Origin of the sequence: Paenibacillus chondroitinus NBRC 15376 (assembly GCF_004000765.1) — a bacterium.
GTDB classification, from domain to species: Bacteria; Bacillota; Bacilli; order Paenibacillales; family NBRC-103111; genus Paenibacillus_E; species Paenibacillus_E chondroitinus.
On sequence record NZ_BILW01000063.1, the window covers coordinates 1 to 20,629 of the forward strand.

The 20,629-nt window shown below is 48.6% G+C and carries 21 protein-coding genes; all 21 read right to left on the reverse strand.

The window, feature by feature from the left end; translation table 11 throughout:
* Positions 1–90 precede the first annotated feature (90 nt).
* Positions 91–1,860 carry a stalk domain-containing protein gene (locus PCH02S_RS33065; RefSeq protein ID WP_127458360.1) on the reverse strand — a complete coding sequence of 590 codons (1,770 nt, stop codon included), beginning with the start codon at positions 1,858–1,860 and terminating at the stop codon, positions 91–93.
* 219 nt (positions 1,861–2,079) lie between these two features.
* Positions 2,080–2,349 carry an HPr family phosphocarrier protein gene (locus PCH02S_RS33070; protein ID WP_028555561.1) on the reverse strand — a complete coding sequence of 90 codons (270 nt, stop codon included), beginning with the start codon at positions 2,347–2,349 and terminating at the stop codon, positions 2,080–2,082.
* A gap of 148 nt (positions 2,350–2,497) precedes the next feature.
* On the reverse strand, positions 2,498–3,430 hold the full coding sequence (whiA, locus tag PCH02S_RS33075) for a DNA-binding protein WhiA (RefSeq protein WP_127458361.1): 933 nt from the start codon (positions 3,428–3,430) through the stop codon (positions 2,498–2,500).
* A 5-nt stretch (positions 3,431–3,435) separates the two neighbouring features.
* The gene (locus PCH02S_RS33080; protein ID WP_127458362.1) at positions 3,436–4,419 is read right to left on the reverse strand and encodes a gluconeogenesis factor YvcK family protein; all 984 of its coding nucleotides are present in this window, start codon (positions 4,417–4,419) and stop codon (positions 3,436–3,438) included.
* Positions 4,420–4,451: 32 nt separating this feature from the next.
* Positions 4,452–5,339: an RNase adapter RapZ gene (gene rapZ, locus PCH02S_RS33085; protein ID WP_127458363.1), complete on the reverse strand. Its 888-nt coding sequence runs from the start codon at positions 5,337–5,339 to the stop codon at positions 4,452–4,454.
* A gap of 82 nt (positions 5,340–5,421) precedes the next feature.
* A complete protein-coding gene (locus PCH02S_RS33090; protein WP_127458364.1) occupies positions 5,422–6,369 on the reverse strand; it encodes an ROK family glucokinase in 948 nt (315 codons plus the stop codon).
* Between the two features lie 154 nt (positions 6,370–6,523).
* On the reverse strand, positions 6,524–7,471 hold the full coding sequence (gene trxB / locus PCH02S_RS33095; protein ID WP_127458365.1) for a thioredoxin-disulfide reductase: 948 nt from the start codon (positions 7,469–7,471) through the stop codon (positions 6,524–6,526).
* Between the two features lie 101 nt (positions 7,472–7,572).
* The gene (locus PCH02S_RS33100) at positions 7,573–9,309 is read right to left on the reverse strand and encodes a tetratricopeptide repeat protein (RefSeq protein ID WP_127458366.1); all 1,737 of its coding nucleotides are present in this window, start codon (positions 9,307–9,309) and stop codon (positions 7,573–7,575) included.
* A 103-nt stretch (positions 9,310–9,412) separates the two neighbouring features.
* A complete protein-coding gene (locus tag PCH02S_RS33105; RefSeq protein WP_127458367.1) occupies positions 9,413–10,363 on the reverse strand; it encodes a ribose-phosphate diphosphokinase in 951 nt (316 codons plus the stop codon).
* A gap of 75 nt (positions 10,364–10,438) precedes the next feature.
* Entirely contained in the window at positions 10,439–11,245 is an 807-nt protein-coding gene (gene hisJ, locus PCH02S_RS33110; protein ID WP_127458368.1) for a histidinol-phosphatase HisJ, read from the reverse strand.
* Between the two features lie 26 nt (positions 11,246–11,271).
* Positions 11,272–11,928 (reverse strand): bifunctional phosphoribosyl-AMP cyclohydrolase/phosphoribosyl-ATP diphosphatase HisIE, encoded by a 657-nt coding sequence (hisIE, locus tag PCH02S_RS33115; protein WP_127458369.1) that lies wholly within the window; start codon positions 11,926–11,928, stop codon positions 11,272–11,274.
* Positions 11,925–12,683 carry an imidazole glycerol phosphate synthase subunit HisF gene (gene hisF / locus PCH02S_RS33120; protein ID WP_127458370.1) on the reverse strand — a complete coding sequence of 253 codons (759 nt, stop codon included), beginning with the start codon at positions 12,681–12,683 and terminating at the stop codon, positions 11,925–11,927. Before hisF ends, hisIE begins: the two co-directional genes overlap by 4 nt.
* A 54-nt stretch (positions 12,684–12,737) precedes the next feature.
* Positions 12,738–13,343 carry an imidazole glycerol phosphate synthase subunit HisH gene (gene hisH, locus PCH02S_RS33125; protein WP_127458371.1) on the reverse strand — a complete coding sequence of 202 codons (606 nt, stop codon included), beginning with the start codon at positions 13,341–13,343 and terminating at the stop codon, positions 12,738–12,740.
* Between the two features lie 2 nt (positions 13,344–13,345).
* Positions 13,346–13,954, reverse strand: coding sequence for an imidazoleglycerol-phosphate dehydratase HisB (gene hisB / locus PCH02S_RS33130; protein ID WP_127458372.1), 609 nt, complete (start codon positions 13,952–13,954; stop codon positions 13,346–13,348).
* Complete coding sequence (gene hisD, locus PCH02S_RS33135) at positions 13,955–15,241, reverse strand: histidinol dehydrogenase (RefSeq protein WP_127458373.1); 1,287 nt, start codon at positions 15,239–15,241, stop codon at positions 13,955–13,957.
* An 18-nt stretch (positions 15,242–15,259) separates the two neighbouring features.
* Positions 15,260–15,898 carry an ATP phosphoribosyltransferase gene (hisG, locus tag PCH02S_RS33140; protein ID WP_127458374.1) on the reverse strand — a complete coding sequence of 213 codons (639 nt, stop codon included), beginning with the start codon at positions 15,896–15,898 and terminating at the stop codon, positions 15,260–15,262.
* A 73-nt stretch (positions 15,899–15,971) separates the two neighbouring features.
* Complete coding sequence (locus tag PCH02S_RS33145; protein ID WP_127458375.1) at positions 15,972–17,183, reverse strand: ATP phosphoribosyltransferase regulatory subunit; 1,212 nt, start codon at positions 17,181–17,183, stop codon at positions 15,972–15,974.
* A 232-nt stretch (positions 17,184–17,415) separates the two neighbouring features.
* The gene (locus PCH02S_RS33150) at positions 17,416–17,892 is read right to left on the reverse strand and encodes an acyltransferase (protein WP_127458376.1); all 477 of its coding nucleotides are present in this window, start codon (positions 17,890–17,892) and stop codon (positions 17,416–17,418) included.
* A complete protein-coding gene (gene ppaX / locus PCH02S_RS33155) occupies positions 17,889–18,548 on the reverse strand; it encodes a pyrophosphatase PpaX (RefSeq protein WP_127458377.1) in 660 nt (219 codons plus the stop codon). Before ppaX ends, PCH02S_RS33150 begins: the two co-directional genes overlap by 4 nt.
* A complete protein-coding gene (gene lgt / locus PCH02S_RS33160) occupies positions 18,526–19,503 on the reverse strand; it encodes a prolipoprotein diacylglyceryl transferase (RefSeq protein ID WP_127458378.1) in 978 nt (325 codons plus the stop codon). The genes ppaX and lgt overlap by 23 nt, the downstream gene beginning before the upstream one ends.
* A gap of 42 nt (positions 19,504–19,545) precedes the next feature.
* Complete coding sequence (hprK, locus tag PCH02S_RS33165; RefSeq protein WP_127458379.1) at positions 19,546–20,487, reverse strand: HPr(Ser) kinase/phosphatase; 942 nt, start codon at positions 20,485–20,487, stop codon at positions 19,546–19,548.
* Between the last annotated feature and the right edge of the window lie 142 nt (positions 20,488–20,629).

Below are 20,629 nucleotides of genomic sequence, written 5' to 3' on the forward strand. Positions count from 1 at the left end.
AAAAAAAAGAGCCTCAGAGGCTCCTATCCACCCGAAAATCTGCCGATTTTCAAGCGAGACGATAGAATCTCCAAGGCTCTTAACTATTACTTACTTTTTCTCATCCAATGGGTAGAAAATAAGGTCAATCGGGAACGCTGAGCCTGCCGGAGGCGTGAACTCAATATCCAGCGCGTCTTCCGTGCCCGTCGTGCGAGCCAGCACTTCCATGCCGTCAAACGCGGTAATGACACCGGAGCTCGGAACCGGAACGATCTCGCCGTTAATTTTGAACGGCCCTTTGAACACGCCGCCTCTAGCCATAATCATAACAGCCATTTTGCGCGGCTTATCCGAATGGATTTTATAAACGACACCATAGTTTCCGCCGTTCTCTACGTTCTGCTTGCGCATCACGTCATAACCTTTGACAAACGGGTCGGTCTTATTATCGCCTATCGTCAGCACCGATGTTTTGGCGAAACTCGCCGCATCAATGTCCCACTTGATTTCGGATACCGGGAAAGTCCCCCTCACATGACCATTGAAAGCCAACAAAGGAAGTTCCTTCACTGTATTCGACGTTAACCTTTGATCCGTTACTGCGAAAGACATTTGCAACTCGCCATTTGTTTCGACATCATAGAACAAGTTCACGCCTTGCCCTGGATAAAAGTCTGGAAGCTTCGCATATACATACGTCTCATGAGGAGCAACCGTCATTGTATCTGTGTACACATTGTTCAACAGGAAGTCTACAGAAGCTTCGCTGCCAATCAAGTTAGCGTAAACGGAAGGGTAAACCTCACCTTTATTCGTCGTCTTGATGGTTACCGGTTTATCCGTATTATTCGTGGCGAAGATCGCCATCGTCATGATTTGTTTCGTGCCGTTGATATGGTCAGCATACAAACGCGCTTTCCCATTGATTTTGTCCTGATACAGAATGCCTTTTTCCGTAAACTCTTCGGGACTATCACTTACCAGCAATGTGCGGTCAGTCAGCTCTGTTACTTTCTTTGGAAGCATCGGCAGCTCGTTGAAATGGGACCAAATAGTTCCCCAATCCGATTTGATGAAACTGCCCACAGGAGCTGTATAAATCGGGTACTCTACTTGATTTAAATAAGGTACATCCTCAACCGTTACATAACTTTTAAATAATTTACTTTCGTGTCCATGGCGATCCTTTACGGTCAAAGTGACCGGATATTTGCCTGGTTTGAAGAATGCTTCCTCTTTGCCAACCCAATCATAGGATGCAATACCTTCCGCATCTGGATCGTAGCTCAAATCCACATACTTCACAGGCTCTCCAAGGCGGTAAGTAGGCTTCGCAGTTGCGAACTTGGCTACAGGTCTGGAATTGCTGTCTTGATCAATGTAGATGCCCTCAGGCGTCTTAAAGTGGACAATTTCTACACGACGCAATTCACTGTTGTACGTGTACTTTGCGCCCATGTAATCCGCAAGCCATGTCAGCTTGACCAGAAGCTTCCCGTTCACAATGGCAGCAACCGAGTTAAAAGGCGTATCCACGCCATTAGTCGTAACTGTCTTATGGTCAGCATCCAGCACGATGTTGTAGCCTGGAGGTGTCATTTGAATCGTCCGGGAATCGTTATTCCACTCTACCTTGAAGCCCATGGTATCGCCCAAGAACTTGGCAGGAACAAAAGTACTGCCGTTGATAATCGTAGCTGGCGACTCCAAATGAATCTGATCCTCATTCACGAAAGCTTCTGACTTATCGATATAAAGTAAAATAAAGGACGAACTCGCCGATACGGCATGCGCTGCTGGTGCTGAAATCGCACTAGCCAGAAACACTAGTAAAGCGAGCATAACAGTAATTTCTTTCCTTAAAGCATTCCATTTCATTCTCTCTCTAACTCCTTTTGCCTTAGTATGCGAGGTATGCGAGATAGAGGGCAAAGCAAATAGCCCTTTCCTTCATTGACCACGTTCATTAGACGCCGCCAAGAGAAAAAGGTTGCTAGTCTATTCGAATGTTAACAAGATTGACACTTATTAACCGTAACTGCCAAAAAGCAGCGGTCAATTGCAAAAAAGCCTCCTCGAAAGGAAGCTTTTGAAGGATTATTGGTTTTCCAATTCTTCCTTGCTAACTAACGTGACTAAAGCGTTTACAGCCTGCTCTGCATCCGAACCTTCTGCACTTATGAAGACTTCGGTCCCTGTGCTGATCGCGAGACTCATAATTCCCATGATGCTCTTGGCATTCACTTTCTTCTCATCTTTCTCAACGAAGATCTCAGATGAAAACTTATTCGCCTCTTGAACAAACAATGCCGCAGGTCTGGCATGAAGTCCTGTTCTCAACTTCACAACGACTGGACGTCTGGACATGGAACTAATTCCCCCTAGTGTGGCGCTTATATGAATTACTACTGATAACAGTGCTATTCCTTATGTTATAACATTATACCATTTTTCCCTCAAGTACACTAGAAAAAATGAGAAAAACTTATTTACATCGTGTTCAGTCCCGTAAAAACTAAGAATTCCGCTGTTTTTCAGCCAATTCGTCAATTTTTCGCAGGCGATGATTGACGCCGGATTTACTGACATTGCCCTTAAGCATATCGCCAACTTCCTTGAGATTCAAATCGGGATGCTGAAGTCTGATTTCGGCAACCTCTCTCAATTTCTCTGGCAAACTGTCAAGTCCAACCTCTCTTTGTAAAAGCCGAATGTTCTCGATCTGCCTCACCGCCGCTCCGATCGTCTTGTTCAGATTCGCTGTTTCACAATTGACAATCCGATTCACTGAGTTCCGCATGTCCTTCATGATCCGGACATCCTCGAAGCGCAGCAACGCTTGATGTGCCCCAATGATACTGAGAAACTCAATAATCTTCTCGCCTTCCTTGATGTACAGAACGAACCCTTTCTTACGCTCGATAAAGCGGGCATTCAAGTCGAATTTGTTGGCTAGATGCGCCAGCGCCTTGCAATGCTCCTCATAGATCGAGGCAATTTCAAGATGATAGGAAGATCCTTCGGGATTATTCACCGAGCCGCCGGCCATGAAAGCTCCGCGGAGATAAGCGCGTTTGCAGCAGTTGCCCTTAATAATTTCTTTGTTGATTCCTGTCGTAAAGATAAATCCTTCAGAAACGATTTTCAGATCACTGAGCAGCTCTTGCACTTGACCAGGTACTCGAACAATATATACATTATTCTTCTTCAAACGCATTTTCTTGCGCACGAGCAGTTCGGTGTGCAGTTTGTACGTCTTTTTGATGAGCGAGTATATACGTCTGGCGATAGCAGCGTTTTCGGTAGAGATATCGAGAACAACGCGCTGGTTCGTTAACTGAACCGACCCATTCATGCGAATTAAAGCAGATAACTCCGCTTTTTCACAACACGCTTCCGCTTCGGTTATTAAGGTCAATTCTTTTTTGGTTGTTGCCGCAAAGGACATGAGACTCACTTCTTCCTTGACATCCAGCTTTCGACAAGCTGATAAATATGGTCACTCAATTTCTCAGCGTCATGTCGAAGGTACGTGCGGAATAGCACAAGTCGGTCAGCAATGACCCGATACCCTCTTTTCGTGACTTCATCCAAATCCAAGTGAACCGCTTTCGAACCTTTTTCGGCATATCTCGCCTGAACTTGCGGTGGAATTTCGCCATTGTTTACGATCACATAATCGAACAGATGCCGCTTGAGATGATCATATACCGCATCAAGGTGATCGCTGACGGAGTAGTCATCGGTTTCCCCAGGCTGCGTCATGACATTGCAAATGAACATTTTCACTGCTTTCGATTTGGCGATCTCCTCCGCAATACCCGGAACAAGCAGATTCGGCAGCAAACTCGTGTATAAACTGCCTGGGCCGCAAAGAATCGCATCCGCATCGCGGATAGCAAGAATTGCGTCCGCCAGCGGCGTCACGTTCGCGGGTTCAATGAACACTTGCTTAATGCGCCCTTCCGCTTTGGGAATTTTGGATTCCCCTATGACTAAAGTACCATCTTCCATTATCGCTTTCAACACGATCGCTTGATTGGAAGCCGGAATAACCCGCCCCCGAACCGCGAATACCCGGTTCATTTCTTGCACGGCCGTTACGAAATCACCGGTAATGTCAGTGAGCGCCGCTAATATTAGATTTCCCAGACTGTGCCCAGCTAAACCTGTTCCCACTTGAAATCGATACTGCAGCATTAAAGACAGCAGAGGCTCGACATCAGCAAGTGAGGTCAATACGTTGCGAATATCCCCTGGAGGGGGCATCTGCATCTCATTGCGGAGAATGCCGGAGCTTCCTCCGTCGTCCGCTACCGTAACGATAGCAGTAATATCAACTGGCTTTTCCTTCAAACCTCTAAGCATTACGGAAAGACCTGTGCCGCCGCCGATTACGACTATTCTGGGAGTGCGCTGTGATTTTTCATATTTCATCCTTCATTCACCCTCTTAATCGTTAGGACGCCTTATACCCGGTCCCGCTCGGCATCTCGATGACTCAAACGCACAGCTTCCGTTTCACTGTTCCCCAGAACCTTACCCAGGTATTCGGTAATGGCTACGGAACGATGTTTCCCTCCTGTACAGCCTATCCCCACAACAACCTGGCTTTTGCCTTCTTTCTTGTATTGAGGCATCAGGAAGTTCAGCATATCAAGCAATTTTGTCAGAAACTCTTGCGTCTCGGTCCATTTCATCACGTAGTCGTACACATCGGGGTCTTGACCTGTCTGCGGGCGAAGCTGTTCCACATAATGGGGATTCGGCAAGAAGCGAACATCGAAGATTAAATCAGCATCAATGGGTACACCATACTTAAATCCGAAAGAGATTACATTTATAGATATGCGGTTGGTTTCCAAATTGGTAAACCGGGAAATAATTCTTTCTTTGAGCTGCACCGGTTTCAAGGTACTGGTGTCAATAACCTGTGTAGCCAGACCTTTGAGCTCCTCCAGCAGCTTGCGTTCAAGCCCAATGCCTTCGAGTGGAGCACCTTCGGGCGCAAGCGGATGCCGGCGTCGGCTCTCTTTGTAGCGTTGAACAAGTGTCGCATCGGTAGCATCTAAGAAAAGAATTTCATAACTTAGCGTGTAATTCTCATGGATATATCGAAGCGACTCCTGAAGTGCAGTGAAAAATTCACGCCCCCGCAAATCAATCACCAGTGCGACTTTGCCGATTTTCCCCATCGACTGTACGATCAACTCAGCGAATTTCGGAATAAGGACAGGCGGTAAATTATCGACGCAGAAAAATCCGAGATCCTCGAGGCTCTGCACCGCAATTGTCTTTCCAGCACCCGACATTCCTGTAATAATGACCAGTTTCGCTAAAGGGTGGTTCTCTTCCATGAATGGCACCTTCCTTTGGAGTGCTTTCGCAGGCCGAAGTCCCTGCCATCAGCCATGCGAACCGTACTTGTCAGTCTAGCTTCTAACGCAAGTTCAAACCGGCAGCGCCTACGACACCAGCGTCATTACCAAGTGTAGCGGCAACAATCTCCACGCCTTCAGCAGCTGCTTCCGGTGTGTATTTCTTGAATGTATCGCGGATTGGTTGGAACAGAATTTCGCCTGCTTTGGATACGCCGCCGCCGATGATGAAACGTTTCGGGTTAACAACGACAGCGAGTGCCGCCATAGAGCGTCCAAGATAGTAAGCAGCACGGTTCACGATGCGAAGAGACACTTCGTCTCCGCTTTTTGCAGCGTCGAATACATGCTTCGCTTCAATTTTCTCATGAAGCGCAAGAGAAGTACGCTCTCCGCGTTCAACCGCTTCTTTGGCCATACGAACGATACCTGTTGCTGAGGATACCGTCTCCAAACAACCCATTTGTCCGCATCCACATTGAATTGCTTCGATATCCGGCACAACCGACATGTGTCCAAGTTCGCCAGCCATACCCGCGGAACCTTGATAGATTTTACCGTTAATAATAATACCGCCGCCAACACCGGTTCCCAGCGTATAGCAAACTACATTCGGGATCCCAGCACCTGCTCCAGCCCATGCTTCGCCTAACGCTGCCACGTTGGCATCGTTGTCGATTTTCACGTTCTTGCCCAGAAGCGTTTCCAACATTTTCTTGGCAGGGACATTATGCCAATTCAAATTTGGAGAGAATTTGACGAATCCTTCCGGAATATCCATGAATCCGGCTAACCCCGCACCGATACCCGCAACTTGCTCCCATTCATAAGGAGATTCTTCGACAATTTGTCGCACTTGCGCCGCAATTCGACCAATGACTGACTCAGCGCCATTCTCTGCGCCTGTAGGCCCTTCTAACGTTTGCAGCAGCTTCCCCTGCTCGTCGCAGATACCGACTTTAATGTTGGTACCGCCTAAATCTACACCGATATAAATCTGATTTGACATTTGCAAGGTCACCTCATGAATAATCATTAAAATTTTCGGGCATATGCTCCTGTTTAAACTATAAGACAACCCTGTATACAGGTCAAGATTCAACTATTCCCCAATGAAATGAGAAAACGTGGAAAGCATCGCCTTCCACGTTTTCTGTACCCTCTTACAGCGATTGACTCCAATCGTGTACGATATGGCCTTCAAGGAATTTCTCAGCTTCCAGGGCTGCCGCGCAGCCACTTCCCGCTGCTGTGATCGCTTGGCGATATTTGGTATCTTGTACGTCGCCGCAAGCGAAAACGCCAGGAATATTCGTTTCCGTCGTGCCTGGCTTCACAATGATGTAGCCAAGCTCATCGGTATCAATTTGTCCGCCTAGGAACTTCGTATTCGGTGTATGACCGATCGCTACGAAAATACCATCTGTTTCGATAATTTCTTCTTCTCCAGTGGTATTATTTTTCACTTTCAGACCTGTAACACCTTTCTCGCCGGATACAACTTCAAGCGGTGTATTGTTCAGCGCCCATTTCACTTTCTCGTTACCACGCGCGCGATCTTGCATGATTTTGGAAGCGCGCAGCTCATCGCGACGATGAACCAGACGTACCTCGGAAGCAAAGCGAGTCAAGAAGTTCGCCTCTTCCATAGCGGAGTCTCCGCCACCAACGACGATAATCTTTTTGCCGCGGAAAAAGAAGCCGTCACACGTTGCGCAAGTACTTACGCCGCGTCCGATATTTTCTTTCTCGTTGCCGATCCCGAGCAACTTAGCGGAAGCGCCTGTGGAAATGATCAATGTTTCTGTTTCAATCTCGCCCAGACCTTCAACTTGCAATTTGAATGGACGAGTGGTTAGCTCAACGGAATTGACCCAGCCTGTTTTGAATTCAGCGCCAAAGCGTTCCGCTTGTTTGCGCATGTTTTCCATTAATTCAGGACCCATAATGCCTTCAGGGAAACCTGGGAAGTTCTCTACCTCGGTGGTAGTGGTCAATTGCCCGCCTGGCTCCGGACCCTCAATAACAAGTGGGCTAAGGTTAGCACGAGCTAGATAAATGGCTGCTGTTAGACCGGATGGTCCTGTTCCTACGACGACTGATTTGTACATTTGGTTTCCCTCCTAGTTGCTTTCCATCAAGAAAGCTATCTTTAGTATGCATACATCTATGTATGAAAGCCGGGTCTCACGACACGGCAAAAACCCAGCTATCAAATGCTCGTAAATTTGTCGAAAATGGCTTCCATCTTCTCGCGTAGGCCGCAAGTATCATCAATCAGTTTCACGTTGCGGCTGACAGTCGAGACCGTCACGCCATAACGCGCAGAAACCTCTTGATACGAAATTGCTCGGCGATGCATCTTGGCAATCAAGTATTCCAACGCCGCTGCCCAGCCTTCCGATTTTTGAATTTTGGGCACAGACGGATACATCTTCGTCAGAAATTCCACCCAAAGGATTTCTAAATCATACTGTTGCACCATATCGTAGCGCTTATGCATGTGAGAAAGCGCTGTTTCCATTACGCTTTGCCATTTGACATCCCAAATAGGCAAGTGCGGCGAGTAGGGTGAAGCTTCCACCATAATCTCTTCATTTTCAAGGAAAGCAGGAATGGACTCCCGAATCCCCATGCTGCGAAGCACAAAAATGGCTACTTTCTTCAAATAGTCATCCTCGTGGCGATCCAGAATGAAGTCCTGCAGCGCATCTCTCACTTCACCGTCGGCAATCAGACCAAAGGCCTGAATAACCTGCAGCTTCGTTTCGATATCTCCATGACGTAATGCCCAGAAGAAGGAGGAGCGCACAAGCGGATCTTTCTTCAACTGATCAGGAATGCCTTGCGTGGATTTCTCCAACACGCGAAACTGCTCTTCAAAGGGCAGGTGGTAATGATAGCTCCAAGTTAATGGACCTTCCGCCATCTCTCTTGTTCGCAGTTGATCCAAGTAAAACTTGGAGATCTCAGCGCCGGGATCCAGCTTCTGGGTTTGCTTCCAGTACCGATAAGCTTCATCGAACCGCCCCAGATGACAAGCTGCTACTGCTGCATAGTGGTACAAGCAAGGATCTGCCGCACCGTCACCAGCTTTCAGCAGACGCTTGAACAGATGGTACGCTTTCTCATGTTGAGAAAGAATCCCCATTGTCGTAGCAAGCTTAAAGACATGATCCTGCTGAAACGGATACGTTTTGCATAAGAGCTCCGTTAACTCCGCCAGCTCTTTCTTATTACCGAAATGCTGATGGAAGATGGCCATGTTACACAGGGCATGCAAATTCCCAGCATCAATTTCGAGCACCGCGCGGATGGTTTCCATCGCCTTATCGAATTGGCCCATATAATAATAGGCGAGGGCTAAGTTGTTCCGTGCTGCAGTGAATTCAGGCTGATTCGTCACCAGCTTCTCCAACTGCCTCACGGCCTCGGCGAATTTCCCTTCTTCCAGAAGAGCGCGGGCTTTATCATGCTCGAAGAGCCCTTCTCGACTCTTGATGCTAGTGAGAGGGGCAGGCCGTTCAAGCTCGTAGCTCAGCATTTCCATCATTTCTTCGGATTCGTCCATAAACTGACCCGTAGGGTCCGTTTCCAAATACCGAACTAATGCTTGTTCTGCCTGCTCGAAATTTTCCATATTGGCGTAATTGTTCGCCATATAAAAGTGACATTCCGTCATCTCGGGATCGATCGTTTCAAGGATATGCTGCAAAATTTGGTTCGACTCGTCGTAATTGCCCATTTCGGAGAGAACTCCCGCGAGGTTGCAGTGATTCACAGGATTATCCTGCTCATACTCTGCAGCCCGCCGGAAATATTTCAATGCCTTATCATAATGAAACCGATCCAAAGATTGAACCGCTCTCTCGAAAAAGAATGCGGCATCCATATTTATTGAGATTACTTTAGGTTTTGGCGCATCGGACACACGCTTAATCTTTTCCATAGCAAGACACCTCCGGCAATTTGATTACAACTCAAATTATACCATAGATCGCTTGGAAGCCAAAAACATTATCCGAAGGTAAGATCTGGTCTATACAATTTACCTATACGCCGCCGTATTTAAACAAGGAAGACAAGGAACCGCCATCATTAATAATGCGGATCGCATCGGATAACAATGGAGCTACGGAAAGCACATTAAATTTATCGGAGTGTCCTTCCGGAATCGCGATGGAGTCCGTAATGATCACTTCTTTGATGTTCGGGTGATCCAAGCGCTGCAGAGCTGGACCTGAGAAGACAGGATGCGTTGCACAGATGTAAACGTCGTGCGCGCCTCTTTCTTTCAAGCTTTCTACAACGTTAACGATCGTCGTTCCTGTATCAATCAGATCCTCGATAATAATCGGTGTACGGCCGACAACATCACCAATGACGTGAGTAATCACGGACTCATTGTGTTCCGGACGTTTCTTGATCATCATCGCGAAAGGCGCATCCAGGATGTTCGCCATTTTCTCAGCCGTTGTTGCACGGCCTGCATCTGGAGATACGATGATCGGGTTATGCAGATTTTTCTTTTTAATGCAATCACTGATAACGTCAAGTGCCGTCAAATGATCAACTGGAATATTGAAGAAGCCTTGAATCGCCGGTGCATGCAGGTCAATCGTAACAACACGGTGTGCGCCTGCCGCACTGAACAAGTCAGCGACTAATTTAGCAGAAATCGGCTCACGCGGAGCAGCCTTGCGTTCTTGACGAGAGTAACCATAATATGGGATGACAAGGTTGATCGTTTTTGCAGAAGCTCTTTTTGCCGCATCCATCATGACCAAGAGTTCCATCATATGTTCATTAATCGGATGGGAGAAGGTTTGTACCAGGAATACGTCACAGTTACGAATCGTTTCTTCGTAGAGACAGTAGATTTCTCCGCTTTTAAAACGGGATAATTTGATTTGTCCAAGCGGCTGGCCGAGCTCTTTACAAATACGTTCCGCAAGCTTCGGATTCGAAGATCCGGAAAAAATTTTAACATTGTCGCTATGCATGGTTAATGGTTACCTCCGAAGGTTCATTAAATAGATTGTTCACGCCCTACTCATTATACATGAAAGGTGTCGAATTTAAAAAGTCACAAGTTGTCGATTTCGTGCATGAAATGTGGCTATTTCGTTAAATCCAATCATTTTGAGCAGCGATCTTGCTTCATCCAAATATTGGCCTAACCGCTCCGGCTGATGAGCATCCGATCCAAGCGTCACCGGGATTCCCACCTTATGGCAATATTCCAGCATGCGGCGGCTAGGAAACATCTCTTTGCAAGGATGACGCAGTCCGGACGCATTCAACTCAATCGCAAGCCCACACTCCTTCACCGTGTCCAGCGCGGCTTTCTCCAACTCCCATGTATCGCGATCCGGCACATAACCAAATCGCTTGATCATATCGAGATGACCCAGGTAATCATACAGTCCTGTACGGGCTGCTTTCTTCACTGCCTCGTAGTATTGGGTATAAACCTCATAAATATCCTTACCTTCCCAACCTGCGATCTGACGAAAATCAGAAATATCCCACTCGCCCAAAAAATGGACGGAGCCAATCACGTAATCCCATGGATACGCTTTAATAATGGCCTCTATTTCCGACTCATAACCTTCAATATAATCGCCTTCGAGGCCGACACGAATATCAATTTGGTCCTTGTACTTCTCTTTCAGATGCAGGCACTCCTCGACATAACGGGGCAGCTCCTCCATCGGCATAGCCATCTCTGGCCAATAGGTCTGCGGATCCACATGCAAAAGCGGCATATGATCAGACAGCCCTAATTGCGTGAGCCCGATCTCGATGCCGCGTTTGACGTATTCCTCTAGTTCCCCAGAGGCATGACCGCAGCGCACATGATGTGTATGATAATCAATCAACATCGTGATATCACTCCAGGTCGTCTTATTTATTTTTTAACATGCCGATTCGCAAGCTCTTTCATAATATCATCCAATGGCAATTTATTGTTACGTAAAAGGACCATTAAGTGAAAAATAAGATCGCTAGCTTCATAGCGAAGCTCGTCGTTGTCTTTATTTTTAGCAGCAATAATAACTTCCGCCGTTTCTTCGCCTACTTTTTTGAGGATCTTATCGACACCTTTTTCGAAAAGGTAAGTCGTATAAGCGCCTTCTGGACGCTCAGCATCACGTGAAGCAATAACGGCTTCCAGCTCGCCAAGGATGGCAAATCGATCTCCGGATACCGCAGGCTCCGTTCCTTCTTGTGCCGCCCCTTCAACCGGAATGCTTTCCGTGAAGCAAGTGTAAGTGCCATTGTGGCAAGCCGGCCCTACTTGCTCTACAAGCACTAGCAGCGTATCCGCATCGCAGTCATAGCGCAGAGCCTTAACTTTTTGCGTATGACCCGAAGTAGCGCCTTTGTTCCACAGCTCTTCACGGGAGCGGCTCCAGAACCAAGTGTCTCCGGTTTGAATCGTACGTTGCAAAGATTCGCTGTTCATATAAGCCAGCATAAGAACTTCTTTGCTGACAGCATCCTGTACAATCGCAGGTACCAATCCATGTGCATCATATTTAATCTGTTCCAGTGAAAATGTCATCGAATTTCAACCCCTTTACCTTTCAGGTCAGCTTTGACCCCTTGAATCGATAGCTCTTTATAGTGAAAAATCGTAGCAGCGAGCCCTGCGTCGGCTTTGCCTTCGGTGAATACATCGTAGAAATGTTCCGTTCTGCCCGCTCCGCCGGAAGCAATAACAGGAATGGTGAGCAGCTCAGAAACAGCGCGCGTCAGCTTCAGATCGAACCCATCCTTCGTACCGTCCGCATCCATGCTCGTCAGCAGAATTTCGCCGGCGCCAAGCTCTTCCATACGCTTCGCCCACTCCAGCGTCTTAATGCCAGTAGCATTGCGTCCGCCGTGAGTGAACACTTCCCACTCGCCCCACTCCGCGTTGAACTTCGCATCAATCGCCACGACGATACACTGGGAGCCAAATTTGCGAGCTCCATCCGACACTAGCTGAGGATTGCGAACCGCCGCCGTGTTGATCCCGATTTTATCCGCTCCTGCACGAAGCAGGCGCTTCATATCGTCTACGCTGGAGATGCCTCCTCCAACCGTGAAAGGAATCGTGATTTCTCCCGCCGTTTGCCGGACAACCTCCACCATCGTTGCTCGCCCTTCGACAGAAGCCGAAATGTCGAGGAACACGAGTTCATCCGCGCCTTCTTTATCATAAATCGCTGCTAGCTCCACGGGATCGCCCGCATCACGTAAATTCACAAAATTTACGCCTTTGACCACCCGGCCATCCTTGACGTCGAGGCAAGGAATAATTCTTTTGGCTAACATGATGGCACCTCCTTCTTAACTTAGCAGAAAAAAAGAAAACGAAAACCTATCCGCCTACTTGCACATCGCCAGAAAATTTTTCAACAGCTGCATGCCGATATCCCCACTCTTCTCGGGGTGGAACTGCATGCCGTACACGTTGTCTCTACCGACAATCGCCGTCACCGGCTGATAATAGTCCGTCACCGCCAGTAGGTCGCTTTCGCGCTCCGGCTTGGCGTGATAAGAGTGCACGAAGTACACGTGTCCCTCTTCAATCCCTTGGAAAATCGGACTCGCGCTTTGCTTGTAGCTCAGCTTGTTCCAACCCATATGCGGCACCTTATAGTCGCCGCGAAAGCGCACAACCGAACCGGGCAGAAGACCCAGCCCTTCGTGATCCCCATGCTCCTCGCTGGAAGCGAACAGCAGCTGCATGCCGAGGCAAATGCCGAGCAGCGGCTTGCCGGACTCTGCGTAGTGAAGAACGACATCGTTCAGACCTGACTCGCGGAGCTGCTCCATCGCATCGCCGAACGCTCCTACTCCTGGTAGAATAGCCCCTTCAGCAGCAAGAATCTGTTCCGCATCGCCTGTAACCACAGCCTCATAGCCAAGTCGTTCAACGGCTTTGCTGACGCTATGTAGATTCCCCATGCCATAATCGATAATCGCGATCATTTTTACAGCACTCCCTTCGTCGAAGGAACCCCCTGAACGCGAGGATCAATCGTTGTCGCTTCATCGATTGCGCGACCTAGCGCTTTAAACACCGCTTCAATCATGTGGTGGGTGTTCTGTCCGTAATGTACGATCACATGAAGCGTGATGCGGGCTTCCAGCGCCAGCTTCCATAGGAATTCATGAACAAGCTGCGTTTCAAAGCTGCCCACGTTGGCTGTAGGATATTGAGCGCGATACTCAAAATGCGGTCGGTTGCTGATGTCAATAACGACCTGCGCGAGCGCCTCATCCATAGGGACAAACACGCTTGCATAACGTTTGATTCCTCTTTTATCACCTAATGCTTCGCGTAACGTTTGGCCCAAGCAAATCCCGATATCCTCAACCGTGTGATGATCGTCGATTTCGATATCGCCTTTAGCGTCAACGTTCAGGTCGAAATGTCCATGCTTCGTGAACAAATCCAACATATGATTCAAGAAAGGAACGTCCGTTTGAATTTCCGAAATCCCCGTCCCATCCACTTGGAACGACAGTTTGATATCCGTTTCATTCGTTTTGCGGGCTACACTCGCCGAGCGAGCCCTCACATTATCCTGTTCAGCCATCTATTTCAACTTCCCTTCCTTCTTGAGTCGTACTTCCACCGCTCTCGCATGGCCTTCCAGCCCTTCATTGCGGGCCAAAGTCATAATCATGTCGCCGTTCGCGATGAGCGCTTCCTTGCTATAGTGAATAACACTTGATTTTTTCAGAAAATCGTCCACATTCAGCGGGGATGAGAAACGGGCTGTGCCGTTCGTCGGCAGCACATGGTTCGGCCCGGCGAAATAATCGCCGACAGGCTCTGTGCTGTACGCGCCCAAGAAAATAGCTCCAGCATTCTCAATGTGCGGCAGCAGGTTAAAAGGCTCCTGCACTAGCAGCTCGCAATGCTCTGGCGCCAAGCGGTTGACTACGTCAACACCCTCGTCCAAGCTGTCCACGAGGAGAATCGCTCCTCTGGTCGCTGTGGAAACGGCAGCGATCGCTTTCTTCGGCAGCACATCCAGCTGCCGCCATAGCTCTAGCCGAACCGATTCGGCTAGCTCCTGCGACGGTGTCACCAGAATAGCCGGTGACATCTCATCATGCTCGGCTTGCGCCAGCAAATCAGCCGCCACATATTCAGGATCGGCATGTTCATCCGCCAGCACGACGATGTCCGTTGGCCCGGCGATCATGTCGATATCGACGACGCCGAACACGAAGCGCTTCGCCAGCGCGACGTAGATATTGCCGGGGCCGACGATTTTATCGACCGGCTGGATCGATTCCGTGCCGTAGGCCAGCGCGGCTACTGCCTGCGCCCCGCCTGCGCGGTAGATCTCTTTCACACCCGCTTCGGCTGCCGCCACGAGGATATGCGGGTTGATGCCCTCTTCCCCAGCGGTGGCCGGAGGCGTCACCATCGCTATCTCCGGCACCCCCGCCACGATCGCGGGGATGGCATTCATCAGCACGGAGGACGGGTACGCCGCCTTCCCTCCGGGCACATACAAGCCGACCCGCTTCAGCGGTCGGATGATTTGGCCCAGCAGGCTGCCGTCCGGCTGCAGGTCCATCCATGACGTGCGTTTCTGCTTCTCATGAAACGCACGAATATTAGCGGCCGCTTGACGCAGCGCCGCCAAGAACTCGGCGTCGACCTGTGCGTACGCCGCCTGGATCTCTTCGTCGCTGACACGTAGCTCAGCGACTTCGACGCGGTCGAACTCCCGCGCCATGCGCCGCAGCGCGGCGTCGCCGTCCTGCCGCACCTCATCGATGATGCGGCGTACGGTTTCATTTTGCTCCGGTGAGCCGTATTCGACCTCGCGTTTCAATTCAAATTCCGAGGCGGGTAGTATCCGCATAGCTATCTTCCTCTCTTTCTAAACCTTCGTCAGCGCAGGTAGCACTGCCTGCAACATATCACACAACCGCTGAATGGATTCGTTCTTCATGCGGTAGCTAACCCGATTCGCAATTAAGCGGCTCGTAATTTGAAAAATCTCCTCTTGCTCCACGAGTCCGTTCTCTTTGAGCGTCTGTCCCGTCTCTACCATGTCCACAATACGGTCAGCAAGACCAATGAGCGGCGCCAGCTCGATAGAGCCGTTCAACTTAATGACCTCTACCTGCTGCCCTTGCTCGCGGAAATATTGTGACGCCACGTTCGGATACTTCGTCGCCACTCTTGGATTGATGACTTGCTTCCAATCCGGCAGCCCGATCACCGACATGCGACAGCGAGCGATTCCCAAATCCAGCAGCTCGTAAACGTTACGGTTTTCCTCCATTAACACATCCTTGCCGACAACCCCGATATCCGCTACCCCGTATTCGACATACGTTGGAACATCCACAGGCTTAGCCAGAATGAATTCCATTTTCGCTTCATGCACGGGAATAATTAACCGGCGTCCTTCTTCCAAATCCTCCGGAATCGGCAGCCCCGCTTTATGAAAAAGCTTCGCTGCCTGTTTATAAATACGGCCTTTCGGCATCGCTACTTTAAGTATTTCATCCACCGTTCCAACCTACCTTCCGATCGCCGGAGGAAAAGCGCTTAATCTGCGCTCTCCTACCTGCTTTGTGTTTGCCTTATTGCGCTAACAGCGCTATAACTTCCTGATATGCGATACCACGCACCTCATAGGTACCGTCTTCTTTCGCTAATCGCGCGCTCGACCAAGCCCCTGGTTCGCTCACCAGCTGCGTAATTACCACAGCCGTCTCCTCGCTGCCCCGCTTAGCTTTGGCTAGTTGGAGCGCTTCTTCGCGATGCTCAGCATCGTAAGCAATCAACACGCGCTTAGGTGTCGCTACAGCTTCTCCGCCGTTCACTTCAAGAATGCGGTTCGTCTTTAGCGCGAAACCCGTCGCCGGCGCAGGCCGCCCGAACTGGCTCAGCAGATTATCGTATCTGCCGCCGCTGCACACAGGGAAGCCAAGATCTGCCGCATATCCTTCAAATGTCATGCCTGTATAGTAGGAGAAATCTCCAATCATCGTTAAATCGATAACAACGTGTTCGCTTACGCCATAAGCTTTCAGAACATCCCACACTTCGCATAGGTGTCGAATCGCATCCTGCGCGATAGGGTGCTGAGAGACCATCCGAGCTTGCTCGCAAATTTCATCTCCGCCTCTAAGCCTTAACACGCCTATTAACTCCCGCTCCACCTCTGGCGTAAGGGCCAGTGACTTGATTGCTTCACGGTATCCGACATAATCACGAGCAAGCAAATGTTCCTTCAAGCTCAGCTGCGCATCACTGCGGCCTTCCAGTGTTTCCTGGAACAATCCGTTCAAGAAGCCTACATGACCGAGCGCAATTTTGAATGTTCCAACGCCAGCAGCTTGCAGCGAAGCAACCGCCAAGGCCACAACCTCAGCGTCAGCCTCTGACGAAGCATCCCCGATGAGTTCAACACCTGTTTGGTAAAACTCGGAATCCCGTCCTGCTTCCTCTTCTATCGCGCGAAACACGTTCGAATGATAGGATAAACGAAGTGGGAACGCACGTTCCTTTAATAGAGATGAAGCTACACGTGCAATCGGAGCTGTCAGTTCAGAACGCAGTACCAGCGTTTGACCTTTGCGATCCAGCAGCTTGAAGAGTTTCTTATCTTCTGTGGAGCTTGCCACCCCAACGGTATCGTAATATTCAAGTGTAGGTGTAAGAATCTGGTTATATCCCCAACGTTCCATACAAGCCAGTACACGGTATTCTATGTTGCGCAGCTTCGTGACCGCTTCAGGCAAGTAATCCTTGACCCCTAACGGCTTTTCAAATACTTTTGGCTTTGACACCGTCTCACCTCAACATCTATAAATTCAGTTCTATTTTTCTTTCTTATTACTTTAGTGCGTTAACGTGCTACCATACTACCAAAATAAAGAATGTACGGCTATTTTATCACGTAACCCTAGGACCGTCAATTGCCTCTTTCACTAGTTCCTTACATTTACAAGTTCTTTACGTTTACATAGAAAAAGAGCTGTACAGCTCAATAGCGCACAACTCTTATATCTCATTTTGAAATTATCGTATGGTTTGCAGCGGATTTCCTGCGACGAAGCTATGCGGGGCAACATCTTTGTGCACGACCGAACCTGCGCCAATGATTGCGTAGTCCCCGATCGTTACACCTGGCAGAATCGTCGTATTCGCCCCCACCATCACATGAGACCCGATATGAACATCGCCAAGCCTATATTCCTTGGTCAAATATTCATGAGCCAATATCGTCGTGTTATACCCAATAATCGTATTATTGCCAATATGTATCTTCTCTGGAAAAAACACATCCACCATGACCATCAAGGCAAATGCTGTGTGTTCCCCCACCGTCATCCCAAGGATATGCCGATAGATCCAATTTTTCATCCGCAGCGAAGGCGAATATCGCGTAATCTGGATGAATACGAAATTGCGAATCGCCTTCCATTTGCTAACGGTATGATAGATTTGCCACAGGGCATTAGGACCCTCAACCGGGTACCTGTCCGTTTTTCTCAATGAGCATCCACATCCGACGCGATACCCACGATAGGCAGCAGATCGAACATATCGTCAATCAGGTGATCCGGACTGTACTCCTCCAAGTAAGAGCGGCCTTTCCATGACCAGGTCACGCCAACGGATATGACACCCGCATTTTTCGCGGCTTCAATGTCATAATGGCTGTCTCCCACCATCACGGCTTGATCCGGCGTGCCCCCTAGTACTTTAAGAGCAGCAAGAATCCCTTCCGGGTGCGGTTTCGCTTCCTTCACATCTTCTACAGTCACGATCGTGCTCACGAACTCGTCTAATCCGCACAATTTCAGGCCCATTAGCGTGGTTTGTCTGATTTTGCTGGTCACGATGCCGATTTTAATCCCATTTTCATACAATTTCTTCATAACCGCCCGCACGTTAGGGAACTCTCTAACAAGCTCATCATGTTTGGACAGGTTGAATGTTCGATATTTCTTGATTAGCTCTTCCACTTCTTTTCTTCCTGTAAAAAACTCCATTTGCTCGACAAGCGGCCGCCCCATATTCGGGATGATTAATTCCCGGCTTACGGGTTCTGGCGTTTCGCCTTCCAAGCTATGCAAAAAGGACTGCACAATCAGCTCATTTGTATCCACAATGGTGCCATCCAGGTCAAACAGTACGGTTTGAATCATAATCTGCTCCTTTATCATGCTGCTCTTGTTCTTGCACTACATTGTTTTTGTCTACTATTTTTGAGGAAACAATCGGGTCCGCATAGTGAACAGTGGCATACCCTTTTTTCCTTCTTACGATAATTAAAATGGCCATTCCAACAACAAGCAATAGCGCTAACAGCTGTGAGAATCTCACATTGCCGCCATACGTCATCACACCCGGCTCAAAGACGACTTTCATCGGAGACCAAAGTGCATTAACAAACGAAGCCAGCCATGCAGGACCTGTGAAATCCAGACTATCCGTGCGCAAGCCTTCAATGAAGAATCTTCCTATGGAGTACCAGATGAAGTAACCGAAGAAAAGCTCTCCAGCTCGTAAGAATGGTCTGCGGCGAAGCCATAGAAGCACACACAATCCTACAATGTTCCACAGAGATTCATACAGAAACGCCGGGTGATAAAAAGTGCCTTCAATGTTCATTTGATTCACAATAAAATTAGGCAAATGCAGCGTGTCGCGAAGGAATGATTCCGAAACAGGGCCTCCGTGGGCTTCCTGATTCATGAAATTACCCCAACGTCCAATCGCTTGACCAACGATTAAGCCTGGCGCGCAAATATCCGCAATCCGCAAGAAACCGTAGCCTTTCGCTCTAACATAGAAATACACACCGATAATCGCGCCGATTAACGCCCCATAGATGGCGATCCCACCGTGCCAGATCATGAAAATTTCGGCCAAATTGTTCTTATAATCGGACCACTGGAAAGCCACATAATATATTCTCGCCCCAATAATCGCCGAAGGCACGCCAATCAGCAACAAGTCCATGAAAAAGTCAGGAATAATCTTGAATCGTTTTCCTTCTTGAATGGCCAATAGTAACCCGATTAATGCTGCTGTACCTAAAATAATGCCATACCATCGGACATGAATGGGTCCAAGGGAGAACGCAACGCTTTCTAACATAGTTTCACTCCTTCAGATGTTAACTATCTTTCTAGCCAGATCTCAATCAAAATCCTCATAATCTTCGTTCAGCGATTCCGTCAGTTTATTCGTAAACTGCAGCGCCGCGTTGTACCCCATCCGCTTCAAACGGTAGTTCATCGCTGCCACTTCTACGATAACCGCTAAATTTCGTCCAGGTCGTACTGGAATCGTTACGAGCGGTAAATCGGTGTCAATGATGCGTGTGAGCTCCTCATCTAAGCCTAAGCGATCATACTGCTTGTCCTGCTGCCAATTCTCCAATTTCACCACGACGGAAATTTTCTTCACATTACGTACCGCTCCGGCTCCGAACAATGTCATCACATTGATAATACCGACGCCGCGGATTTCGAGCAAATGCCGGATCAATTCCGGCGCATTCCCTGTCAGCACTTTATCTCCGTTTTGACGTATTTCAACGGCATCATCGGCAATTAAGCGATGCCCTCTTTTTACAAGCTCAAGCGCTGTTTCGCTTTTTCCGATCCCGCTGCTGCCTGTAATGAGCATACCGATTCCATAGACATCGACAAGTACGCCATGAATCGTCGTGCTTGGCGCTAATTTATTTTCCAGAAACCCTGTTAATCGGCTTGCGAAAATGGTTGTCGACATTTGACTGCGAAGCACGGGAAGATCACGTTTTGTCGCTTCTTCCAACAGCTCCGCTGGAATATCCAGCCCCCGTGTCACGATGATGCAAGGTGTTTCCTCCGGAGCGCATAGCTGCTCTACCCGGTTTCTGCGAACACCTGTCGTTAGCATCTCCATGAAGGTGATTTCCGTCTTCCCTAGCATTTGGATACGTTCTCTCGGATGATAATTGAAATAACCCGCCATCTCGAGACCCGGACGGTACAAATCTCCGGTTGTTATCGCACGTTTGAGCCCAGATTCACCTGCAAGAACCTCCATATGGAGTTGTTCCACTAACTCGGAAACTTTCACCTTTTTGGCCATCGTCCTATCTCCTCTGCGTTTTGCCTGAGCAAAACCTGCTTCATCTGCTCATACTCATTTCTTTCCATTAGTTTCATCGTAATGGAATACGATACTGAAATCAACTAAAGTGTTCGCAAACTTCCTGTTTCTCCCCAAACAG